At 72.1% G+C, this 10,817-nt stretch carries 10 protein-coding genes; 8 read left to right on the forward strand and 2 right to left on the reverse strand.

The features are described 5' to 3' along the window. Window positions 1–8: 8 nt before the first annotated feature. Window positions 9–1,412, forward strand: a complete 1,404-nt coding sequence (locus MUN78_RS00610) for an aminomethyl transferase family protein (RefSeq protein WP_244728108.1) — start codon at window positions 9–11, stop codon at window positions 1,410–1,412. Window positions 1,413–2,085: 673 nt separating this feature from the next. On the opposite strand, the gene MUN78_RS00615 is transcribed toward MUN78_RS00610, so the two are convergent. After that, window positions 2,086–2,628 carry a MarR family winged helix-turn-helix transcriptional regulator gene (locus MUN78_RS00615; RefSeq protein WP_244728109.1) on the reverse strand — a complete coding sequence of 181 codons (543 nt, stop codon included), beginning with the start codon at window positions 2,626–2,628 and terminating at the stop codon, window positions 2,086–2,088. Window positions 2,629–2,757: 129 nt separating this feature from the next. On the opposite strand from MUN78_RS00615, the gene MUN78_RS00620 reads away from it, so the two are divergent. From MUN78_RS00620 to MUN78_RS00650, 7 genes are read left to right on the forward strand one after another with little or no spacing between them, the layout of a single operon-like run. After that, a complete protein-coding gene (locus MUN78_RS00620) occupies window positions 2,758–3,960 on the forward strand; it encodes a cytochrome P450 (protein WP_244728111.1) in 1,203 nt (400 codons plus the stop codon). A 41-nt stretch (window positions 3,961–4,001) separates the two neighbouring features. Next, window positions 4,002–4,985, forward strand: coding sequence for an ABC transporter substrate-binding protein (locus MUN78_RS00625; RefSeq protein ID WP_244728113.1), 984 nt, complete (start codon window positions 4,002–4,004; stop codon window positions 4,983–4,985). Between the two features lie 6 nt (window positions 4,986–4,991). Then, entirely contained in the window at window positions 4,992–6,692 is a 1,701-nt protein-coding gene (locus tag MUN78_RS00630) for a dihydroxyacetone kinase family protein (protein ID WP_244728115.1), read from the forward strand. Beyond that, on the forward strand, window positions 6,689–7,495 hold the full coding sequence (locus MUN78_RS00635) for an ABC transporter permease (RefSeq protein ID WP_244692422.1): 807 nt from the start codon (window positions 6,689–6,691) through the stop codon (window positions 7,493–7,495). The genes MUN78_RS00630 and MUN78_RS00635 overlap by 4 nt, the downstream gene beginning before the upstream one ends. Beyond that, complete coding sequence (locus MUN78_RS00640) at window positions 7,492–8,259, forward strand: ABC transporter permease (RefSeq protein WP_244692423.1); 768 nt, start codon at window positions 7,492–7,494, stop codon at window positions 8,257–8,259. Before MUN78_RS00635 ends, MUN78_RS00640 begins: the two co-directional genes overlap by 4 nt. Before the next feature lie 2 nt (window positions 8,260–8,261). Then, complete coding sequence (locus tag MUN78_RS00645; RefSeq protein WP_244692424.1) at window positions 8,262–9,104, forward strand: ABC transporter ATP-binding protein; 843 nt, start codon at window positions 8,262–8,264, stop codon at window positions 9,102–9,104. Continuing rightward, window positions 9,104–10,045 carry a PDR/VanB family oxidoreductase gene (locus MUN78_RS00650; RefSeq protein WP_244728117.1) on the forward strand — a complete coding sequence of 314 codons (942 nt, stop codon included), beginning with the start codon at window positions 9,104–9,106 and terminating at the stop codon, window positions 10,043–10,045. Before MUN78_RS00645 ends, MUN78_RS00650 begins: the two co-directional genes overlap by 1 nt. 22 nt (window positions 10,046–10,067) lie before the next feature. Here the strand turns inward: MUN78_RS00650 and MUN78_RS00655 are convergent, their stop codons facing one another. Next, complete coding sequence (locus tag MUN78_RS00655; RefSeq protein ID WP_244692426.1) at window positions 10,068–10,715, reverse strand: MarR family winged helix-turn-helix transcriptional regulator; 648 nt, start codon at window positions 10,713–10,715, stop codon at window positions 10,068–10,070. Between the last annotated feature and the right edge of the window lie 102 nt (window positions 10,716–10,817).

Below are 10,817 nucleotides of genomic sequence, written 5' to 3' on the forward strand. Positions count from 1 at the left end.
AGCTCAGCATGACGCCCACCCCCGCAGCCCAGAACGCCGCCGCGGCCATCGCCGCCGCCGGCGGGCCGGTCGCCTACCTCCGCAACGCCCAGGCGCTGCCGACGCAGTTCCCCGTGCGGCCGGAGTTCACGAACTGGATCTCGGAGCAGCGATCCTGGCGCGAGTCGGTCGCGCTGCTCGATCAGTCGCATCACATGAGCGATCTCTTCATCCGCGGGGCGGACGCGGCCCGCCTGCTCAGCGACACCGGCGTGAACAGCTTCGCGAAGTTCCCGGCGAATGCGGCCAAGCAGTTCATCGCGGTGAATCACGAGGGGTACCTCATCGGCGACGCGATTCTCTTCCATCTGGAGGGCGAGGCCGGGGCGGACGACGACGTCTACGACCTCGTCGGCTGGCACATGGTGCTCGACTGGGTGCAGTACCACGGCGAGACCGGCGGCTACGACGTGCGCTTCGAGCGCGACCCGAACTCGATCGCCCGGGCGGCGGCGGGCGGCGGCGACCCGACGCTCTACCGCTACGAGCTCCAGGGGCCGAACGCGCTCGCGCTGCTCGAGACCGTCACCGGCCGTCCCGTGCCCGAGACGCGCTTCTTCGGCATGGAGACCTTTGAGATCGCCGGCGTCACCGTGCGCTCGCTGCGGCACGGCATGGCCGGCATGCCCGGCTTCGAGCTGTTCGGCCCGTGGGCCGACGGCGAGCGGGTGCGCGCCGCCCTCGTCGATGCGGGCGAGGCGTTCGGGCTGACGCTGGTCGGCTCCCGCGCCTACTCCTCGGCGAACCTCGAGTCCGCGTGGGTGCCGTCCCCGCTCCCCGCGATCTACACGGGCGAGGGCAGCGCGGCGTACCTCGAGTGGCTGCCCGCAGCGCGCCTGGGATCGCTCGCCGGCTCCTTCGACGCCGAGCGCATCGAGGACTACTACCTCACTCCATACGAGCTCGGATACGGCCGCACGGTGAAGTTCGACCACGAGTTCATCGGCAGGGAGGCACTCGAGCGGCGGGCGGCGGCGGGCGAGCCGGAGCGGGTGAAGGTCTCCCTCGTGTGGGAGCCCGAGGACGTCGCCGCGATCCAGCGCTCGGCGTACGAGGCGGGCACTCCGGCGAAGTTCCTCGAGTTCCCGAAGGCCCGCTACGGCCAGCACCAGGTCGATCGCGTGCTCGTGGGGGAGGAGACCATCGGGCTCTCGCACGACGTCGGGTACAGCGTGAACGAGCAGGCGCTCCTCTCCCTCGCGAGCCTCGATCCCGCCCACGCGGAACCCGGAACCGAGGTGGAGGTCGTCTGGGGCGAGGAGCCGAACACCGCGAAGCCCGCCGTGGAGCGGCACCGGCAGCTGCGGGTGCGGGCCACGGTCGCGCCGGCGCCGTACTCGCGCTTCGCCCGCGAGAACTACCGCGCCTCCTGACCCCGTTCTCCCTCCTCCCTCCCTCCCTCCTCTCCCTCTATCCCCGAGGCCCCCTCGATCCGGGTCGCTCCGGCAGGGTGCGCGGCCCGCGCACCCTGCCGGAGCGACCCGGATCGTTGTGCTCGGGGGGTGGGGAGGGCGGGGCGGGGAAGAACAGGGGTGCGGGGTGCGGACGCGGGTGAGGGCTGCGAGGCCGATAGGCCGATGCGGGGGCGGGCGGGAGACGGGCCGAGGATCGAGGATCAGGATCGCGGCGCCGACCGCGATCCTCCTTCGCGTCCCCTGCTATCCGCACTCCGCTTCAGCCTGCTTCGCTCCGTCCTGCCTCGCTTCGCTCCGTCCCGCTCCGCTCCGCTCGGCCCCGTTCTTCCCTTCCCTCACCCATCCCTGCCCCCGGTTCGGGTCGTTCCGGCAGGGTGACTCTCTCCCGAACCCTGCCGGAACGACCCGGATTGCGGGGGTGGAGGCTGCGGGGCCGGAAGGGCGAGGCAGGCGGGCAGGCAGAGGCGGAGGGAGCGGGGGTGGAGGCTGCGGGGCCGGAAGGGCGAGGCAGGCGGGCAGGCAGAGGCGGAGGGAGCGGGGGCGGAGCTGGCGGAGCTGGCGGAGGGTCAGGAACGGAGCGGGCGGGGGCAGGCTGGCGCGGGAAACCGGGGAGGACGGGCGGGGAACCGGATCAGGAGGCGTCCGAGACGATGTCGCGCTCGTAGGCCTGCATCGACGCGCTCGAGTCGAGCATGCGCACGAGCAGCGCGTTCAGCGTGCCGACCTCCTCGGGACTCAGGGACTCGAGAAGGATCCGCTGGCGGTCGAGGGCGATCGGCATGCAGTCGTCGTGCACCCGCGCGCCCTGCGCGGTGAGGTACAGGTGCCGGGATCCCCGAGGTCCGTCCAGCTGCGCGATGTCCTCCCGTTCGAGGAGGAGCTTCACGCTCTTCGAGGCCACGGACTTGTTGATGCCGAGCAGCTCGCACAGCTCCTTGGCGGTCGCTCCCGGCCAGTTGCCGAGCGCGCTCACGATGCGCCACTCGTTGGTGCCGATGCCGTGCCGGCGGTGGAAGACCCGCGAGCCGCCCCAGAGCAGGATGTTGTTGAGCAGCCCGAGCAGTGCCGGGGTGTAGCTGTCGCGATCGATCGTGTCGGGGAGCCGCTCCACGACGAGCCCCCGGCGCGCGGCGAGCTGCCTGATCTCCGGTGCGGCCTCGGTCATCTCGCCCATCCGCGGCTCCTCTCCTCGGGATCGGTCTGCGGTCAGTCTATGCCGCTCGTGAAACTAGTTTGACATCAAATTGGTTGGTATATAAACTCAAATCCATTCGCCGCCGAGCCGCTGAACGATGGAGTCCAGATGAGTGAACCGACCTCGCACGCATCCGCCGAGACGATCGGGCTCGACCCCTTCTCGCCGGAGACGATGGATGACCCGCACGCCTTCGACGCGCGGCTGCGGGAGACGGCCGAGATGGTGTGGCTGCCGGACTACGGCATCTGGTTCACCGGCCGCTACGACACGGTGGAGCGCGTCTTCCGCGACTACGAGGCCTTCGAATCCTCCGCGGGCACGGGGATCACGAACACGAAGACCGCCGAGAACTGGCGCAAGCCGAGTGTGATCCTCGAGCAGGATCCTCCGACCCACACGAAGTACCGCCGCATCATGACCTCCGTGCTGAGCCAGCGGGTCGTGCGCCGTCTCACCGAGGACTTCCAGCGCCGGGCATACGAGATCGTCGCCGCGGGGCTCGGCTCGGGCGAGTTCGACGCCGCCGAGCTGGCGCGCTCCTACCCGCTCCAGGTGCTGCCCGACGCCGTCGGCTTCAGCCCCGAGGGCCGGGAGCATCTGCTGCCGTACGCCAATCTCAACTTCCAGGCCATGGGACCGCGCAACGAGCTCTACCGCCGCGCCGCCGAGGAGGCCGAGGACGCCGCCGCCTTCGTCGGCTGGCAGATGCGCCGGGAGGCGCTCACCCCCGGCGGGCTCGGCCACACGATCTACGGCTACGTCGACGACGGCGAGATCAGCGAGGAGGATGCGGGCATGCTCGTGCGGACGTTCCTCTCCGCCGGCATCGACACGACCATCTTCGGGCTCCAGTTCGCGCTGCGCGCCCTCGCCGAGCACCCGCGGGCATGGGCCGCGCTGCGCGGGGATCCGAGCCTCGCGCGGAAGACCTTCGAGGAGGCGCTGCGCTGGAACGCTCCGAGCCCGTACATCGGCCGCACCGCGGCCCGGGACGTCGAGATCGGCGGCTCCACCGTGCGTCGGGGCGAGAAGGTCATCATGAACCTCGCGGCCGCGAACCGCGATCCGAGGCGATGGGACGCCCCCGAGCGCTTCGACCTCGAGCGCGACACCGCCGGCCACCTCGCCTTCGGCACCGGCATCCACGGCTGCGTCGGCCAGATGATGGCGCGCATGGAGGCCACCTGCTTCCTCACCGCCGTCGCCGAGCTCGTCGACACGATCGAGCCCGCGGGCGAACCCGTGCGCTTCCACTCCAACTGGCTCAGAGGCTACGAGCGGCTGCCCATGCGGGCGACGCTGCGCTGAGCGGACCGAGACCCGAACACCCGACACACAGGAGAAACACCATGAAACGAGCAGCAATGGCGCTGATCGGAGCGGCCGCGGTCGCCCTCGCGCTCACCGGATGCAGCCCGGCGGCGAGCGACGCCCCCGAACCGGCGGAGGGGGAACTGCAGACCGTGAAGGTCGGCGCCGTCCCCGTCGTCGACGTCGCCGCGCTCTACGTGGGCGAGAACGAGGGCTTCTTCGCCGAGCAGGGCATCGAGCTCGAGATCGAGTTCGGCCAGGGCAGCGCCGCCATGATCCCCGCGCTCATCAACGGGCAGTACGACCTGCTCTACGGCGGCTCCGTGAACCTGCTGCAGGCCGTCGGCCAGGGGCTGCCGCTCGTGGCGACCGCGGTCGGCGGCCGCAGCACGGGCGTGGTCGGCGAGGACCACGGGGGCGTCCTCGTCCCGGCGGACAGCGAGATTCAGAGCGCCGCCGATCTCGAAGGGCGCACCGTGGCCGTGAACGCCCTCCGCGGTCTGCACGAGGTCGCCCTCTGGGAGGCGATCCGCAAGGACGGCGGAGACCCGGCGCAGGTCGACTTCGTCGAGATGGCGCTGCCCGACATGGGCGCGGCGCTCGAGATCGGTCAGATCGACGCGGCCTCGACCGCCGAGCCGTTCCTCGGCGTGCTGCAGGGCGCAGGGGATCGCCTCGTCACGAGCACCTACGCCGAGGCCGACCCCGACTTCGTCACCGCGCTCTACTTCACCACCGAGGAGAAGGCCGAGTCGGATCGGGAGCTCATCGAGCGCTTCAACACCGCGCTCGAGCAGTCCTTCGACTACGCCCAGGAGCATCCGGACGCGGTGCGCGCCGAGCTCGGCAACTTCACGGAGATCGATCCCGCACTCGTCGACGGGATGATCCTCACCGACTTCACCTGGGGACTGACGGAGGGCGATCTGCAGCTCATCGCGGACCTCGCCGCCGCTGCGGAGTCGCTCGACGATCCCGACGGGGCGACCGAGCGGGCCGCCGGATTCATCGCGGGGGAGTAGCGCACCGTGAAGAAGATCATCGGCGACCCGGATCGGGTCATCGAGGACTACATCGCCGGACTCGTCGCGGGATCGGCGCACCTCGCACGGCTCGCCGGGTGGCCGGTGGTCGTCCGCTCCCCGGAGACCCGGAAGCCGCGGGATCGCGTCGCGATCGTCGCGGGCGGCGGCTCGGGCCACGAGCCCGCGCACGCCGGTTACGTGGGCGCCGGGATGCTCGACGCCGCCGTGCTCGGACCCGTGTTCACCTCGCCGTCGGTCGACGCCGTGCTGGCCGCCGTCCGCGCCGTGGCGACTGACGCGGGGGTCCTGCTCGTCGTCAAGAACTACACGGGGGACCGCCTGAACTTCGGCCTCGCCGCCGAGCTCGCCCGCGCCGAGGGCATCCGCGTGGAGACGGTGCTCGTCGCCGACGACGCGGCGCTCGGCGAGGGGTCTCGCGTCGGCGCGCGCGGGCTCACCGCCACCGTCCTCGCGCACAAGGTCGCCGGGGCGTCCGCGGAGCGCGGCGGCTCCCTGGAGGAGATCGCGGCGGTCGTGCGGCGCCTGCTCGCCGGCGCCGCGACCATGGGGGTCGCGCTCGGCCCGTGCTCGGTGCCGGGCGCCGAGGCGAACTTCGCGCTGGGCGCGGATGAGGTCGAGTGGGGCCTCGGCATCCACGGCGAGGCCGGGGCCGAGCGCAGCGGGATCGTCCCGGCCGCCGCGATCGCCGAACGGCTCCTCGACACGGTCTGCAGCGCCCGCGGCTTCGCGCCAGGCACCGAGGTCGTGGCGCTGGTGAACGGACTCGGCGGCACCCCGGATCTCGAACTGCGGATCTTGCAGGGCGCCGTGCTCGCGGGGCTCACGCGCCGCGGACTGCGCGCGCGGATGAGCTGGGCCGGTGCGTTTCTCACCTCGCTCGAGATGCCGGGGGCGTCGCTCACGGTCGCAGCCGTCGATGCCGAGCTGCTCGAGCTGCTCGCGGAGGAGACGTCGGTCGCGGCCTTCCCCCGCACGACCCCGCTCCTCGACCCCGAGCGGGTGACGGAGCTGCCCGCTCCCGCAGATCCGGTCGCTGCGGCCGTCGGCACCGCCTCCGCGTCCGAGGTGGTGCTGCTGCACGCCGCGGTCGCCGCGCTCGCGCAGGCCCTCGGCGATGCGGAGCCGGAGCTCAGCGCGCTCGACCGCCGCGTCGGGGACGGCGATCTCGGGATCAACCTCGCGCGGGGCGCCGCCGCGGTGCGCGCCGCGGGCGAACGCCTCGCCGGGCTTCCGGATCCGGCCGCGTACCTGCGCGCGCTCTCCGAGGTGCTCCGCCGGGAGATCGGCGGCACCTCGGGCCCGCTCTACAGCACGCTCGTCCTCGGCCTGGCGGAGTCCCTGCGCGGAGTCCCGCATCCGGGGCCGCAGGAGTGGGCCGAGGCCGCCGCGCACGGCGTCGCGCGGGTGCGCCGCGTCGGCGGAGCGGCGCCCGGCGACAGCACCATGGTGGACGCGCTCGTCCCCGGCGTCGCCGCCCTGGCGGCCGCCGCCGGTCCGCGCGAGCGCCTCGCCGCCGCGGCCGCCGCGGCCCGCGCAGGCGCCGAGGCGACCGCCGCGCTGACGCCGAGCCTCGGCCGCAGCAGCTATCTGGGGGAGCGCGCCGTCGGGGTCCCCGATCCGGGCGCCGTGGCCGTCGCGATCCAGCTCGAGGCGCTCGCCGCCCACCTCGGGGGCGGCGCATGAGCGCCACGAGCGTCCGGCAGGCGTTCCGCGGCCGCCGCGAGGCACTGCTCTGGGGTGCGGCGGGGCTCGCGGCCCTCGCGATCGCGCTGCAGGCGATCCCGGGCAGCGGACTCGTCAACCCCGCCTACTTCCCGCCGCTCACCGAGATCCTCGCGTCCCTGGGCGACCAGCTGCGGCGCCCCGAGTTCTGGTCGGCCCTCGGCTCCACGGTGACCGGCTGGCTCATCGGCCTCGGGATCGCGGTCGTCGCGGGCTCCCTGCTCGGCGTGCTGATCGCGAGCGTGCCGATCCTCGATCGCATGCTCGCCTCGACCGTGGAGTTCCTCCGCCCCATTCCGTCCGTGGCGCTCGTGCCGATCGCGGCGCTGCTCTTCGGCACGACGATGCAGGCGACGCTCCTGCTCGTGGTGTTCGGCAGCTTCTGGCCCGTGCTGCTCCAGGTGATCTACGGCGTGCGCGACGTGGATCGCGTGGCGCTCGAGACCGCGCGCAGCTACCGCCTGGGTCTCGTGCGCACCGTCGCGCGGGTCATCTGGCCGAGCATGACGCCGTACCTCATCGTGGGCGTGCGGCTCGCGGCCTCCGTCGCCCTGATCCTCGAGATCACGGGCGAGCTCGTCATCGCGACGCCCGGGCTCGGCAAGCTCATCGCGCTCGCGCAGTCGTCCGCGGCGATCGGGACGATGTACGCGCTCGTGCTCGTGGCGGCGCTGCTCGGCGTGATCATCAACGTGGGCACGCGCGCGCTCGAACGGCGCGCGATGTTCTGGCACGCCTCGGTGCGAGCGGAGGCGGCACGATGAGGGCCCTGCGCTGGGCCGTCACCGCGCTGGCCGTGCCGGTCGTGCTCGTGGCGCTCTGGACCCTCGCGGCGGAGATCACTCGGAACATCTACTGGCCGTCCCCGCCCGCGATCCTCGGGGCCTTCGGACCCACCTGGCTCGAGGGCCGACTGTCGAGCGACGTGCTGCCGAGCCTCGGCCGCCTCCTCGTCGGCTTCATCGCCGCGGTGGCGATCGGCACGGCGCTCGGACTGCTCGTCGGCTCGTCACGCCGGCTGCGACTCTTCACGGAGCCCGTCTTCGAGCTCTTCCGCGCCATCCCGCCGCCGGTGCTCGTGCCGATCGTGATGCTCTTCACCGGCATCGGCGCGGGCATGCAGATCACGGTGATCGCCTTCGGCTGCGTCTGGCCGGTGCTCATCAACACCATCGAGGGGGTGCGCTCGGTCGACCTCACCCAGCTCGACACGGCGCGGACGTATCGGCTCGGGGGCCTGCGGCGACTCGTCTCCGTGGTGATCCCGGCGGCGTCGCCCCGGGTCTTCGTCGGGGCGAGGCAGGCGCTCTCCATCGGCATCATCATGATGGTGATCAGCGAGATGTTCGCCTCGACCAACGGGATCGGCTTCAACATCATCCAGTTCCAGCGGCTCTTCCAGTTCCGCGAGATGTGGGCCGGGATCGTGCTGCTCGGGATCATCGGCATCACGGCGAATCTGCTCTTCCGGTTCGTCGAACGGCGCGTGCTGCGGTGGTACGTCGGCATGCAGAGACAGGAGAAATGATCATGACCCAGACGAACACGCCGGACGGGGATGCCGCGATGCTGCGCGTCGACGGCCTGCGGAAGGTCTACGGCACGGGGGAGTCCGCCGTCGAGGCGATCGGCCGGCTCGACTTCTCGATCGCGCGGAACGAGCTCGTGTGCATCGTGGGCCCCTCGGGCGCCGGCAAGACGACCTTCCTGCGGTGCGTCGCCGGCCTGCTGCCGCCGAGCGAGGGCCGGGTGCTGCTCGAGGGCGCGCCGGTGACCGGTCCGCCTGAGGGCATGGCCGTCGTGCTCCAGGAGTACGGACGCAGCCTCTACCCGTGGTTCACCGTGCAGGACAACGTCGAGCTGCCGCTGCGGGCCAAGCGCCTCCCGGCGTCGCGCCGCCGCGAGCTCGTCGCCGAGGCGCTCGAGGCCGTGGGGCTCGCGGGCGCCGGGAAGAAGTACCCCTGGCAGCTCTCCGGGGGCATGCAGCAGCGCGTCGCGATCGCCCGAGCCATCGCCTTCGAGCCGCACATCCTCGTCATGGACGAGCCGTTCGCCGCCGTCGACGCGCAGACCCGTGCCGAGCTCGAGGACCTGGTGCGCCGGCTCTGGAAGCAGCTCGGGGTGACGGTGCTCTTCGTCACGCACGACATCGACGAGTCCGTATACCTGGCCCAGCGCGTGCTCGTGCTCTCGCACGCGCCCACCTTCGTGCTGCAGGAGGTCGAGATCGACCTCCCGGAGGAGCGCGACCAGCTCAGCACCCGGGCGCTCCCGGAGTTCGCGGCGAAGCGCACCGAGGTCTACGAACTCATCCAGCGGGCGAAGCGCACGGACTACCGGTCGCATCTCGCGACGGCGGCGGAGCGATCCTGATGCTCACGCTGCAGGTGCGGTCGCGGACCGACGAGGCCGAGGGGATCGCGGGCCTCGTGCTCACGGATCCGCAGGGCGGGGAGCTGCCCGAATGGCTTCCCGGGGCGCATATCGACGTGCACATCGAGCGCCCCGGCGCCCCCGCGCTCGTCCGCCAGTACTCGCTGTGCGGCTCGCCGTCGGATCGCGGGGCGTACCGCATCGCGGTGCTGCGGGAGCCGGAGGGCGAGGGCGGCAGCCGGCACCTCCACGACGCGGTGCGCCAGGGGCAGCTCGTGCGGGTCTCGGAGCCGCGCAACCTCTTCGCCTACGCGGCCGAGGAACGGGCGACGTTCATCGCCGGCGGGATCGGGATCACCCCGATCCTGCCGATGCTCGAGGCGGCCGAGGCGGCGGGCGCCGAGTGGACGCTCCACTACGCGGGGCGCGAGCCGGCCTCGATGGCCTTCGGCCGCGACCTGGCGCGGTACGGCGAACGCGTGCGGGTGTACGCCTCCTCGGAGGGAGAGCGGATGGCCGTGCCCGAGATCGTCGCCGCGGCGGCGCCCGGTCGGGTCTACGCCTGCGGGCCGGGACGACTGCTGGACGCGGTGGAAACCGCGGCCGAGGCGGCAGGCGTGCCGGCCGTCGTGGAGCGCTTCGTCAACGATGCCGAGATCGTGTCCGAAGCCGATCACCCCTTCGAGGTGGAGCTCGCGCTCACGGGCACGACGATCACGGTGCACCCGGGCGAGTCGATCCTCGATCGGGTCGTGGAGCTCGGCGTCCCCGCGCCCTCCTCCTGCCGGGGCGGGACCTGCGGCACCTGCGAGACCTTCGTGCTCGCCGGCGAGCCTGATCATCGCGACGCGGTGCTGAACGCGCGCGAGCGCGAGGAGTCGGAGGTCATGATGATCTGCGTGTCCCGGTGCCGGGGGAAGCGCCTGCGGCTCGAGCTCTGAGCCCGGCACGGCCCCTGCCGTGTCAGCTCTCGCGTTCGGCGGCGACCTCCACGCGGTGGAGCTCCCGCGTCTTCTTGAGCATCTCGCGCAGCACGCTGTTGAGCTGCTCCACGTCCTCCGGGGGGATGTCCTCGAGGATGATGCTCTGGCCCTGCACCGAGATCGGGAGCATCCGGTCGTGCATCCGGGCGCCCGCCTCGGTGAGATAGATGGGTCGCGACCCCCGCGGCCCCTCGCCGAGCACGATGAGCCCCTCGGCCAGCAGCACGTTGGTGCTGCGGGAGACCATGGCCTTGTTGAGGTCCAGGAAGGCCGCGACGTCCCCCGAGGTGAGCCCGGGATGGACGGCGAGCGAGGAGAGCACCCGCCACTCGTTCGTGCCCATGCCGAACTGCTTGCGGAGCTCGTAGGACTCGCGCCAGACGAGCGCGTGGGTGAGCAGCGCCATCAGCCTCGGGGTGAAGCTCTCGTGGTCGAGGGTGCGCTCCAGCGGCTCCGTGATCGCTCCCGCGGGCACGCCCTGCCGTGCTGCCGCCGGTTTCCTCCGCGTGACCATGACGCTCCCCTCGATGCTCCGTCGCCGCGCATCCGCGTCCGTCGAGTATGCCAGACGCCGTGCGGGGCGCTCGGGCTCAGAACTGCCGCGGCGGCGCGGATGATTGGTGTTCATCAAGTTTATTCATCTTCTTGTTGACACGTAAACAAGACGCGATTAGATTCGGCTCAGGCCCGCGGATGCGGTGCCCCGGTGGGAGTCGACGATGACTTTCGA

Source organism: Leucobacter allii (assembly GCF_022919155.1).
GTDB lineage: Bacteria > Actinomycetota > Actinomycetes > Actinomycetales > Microbacteriaceae > Leucobacter > Leucobacter allii.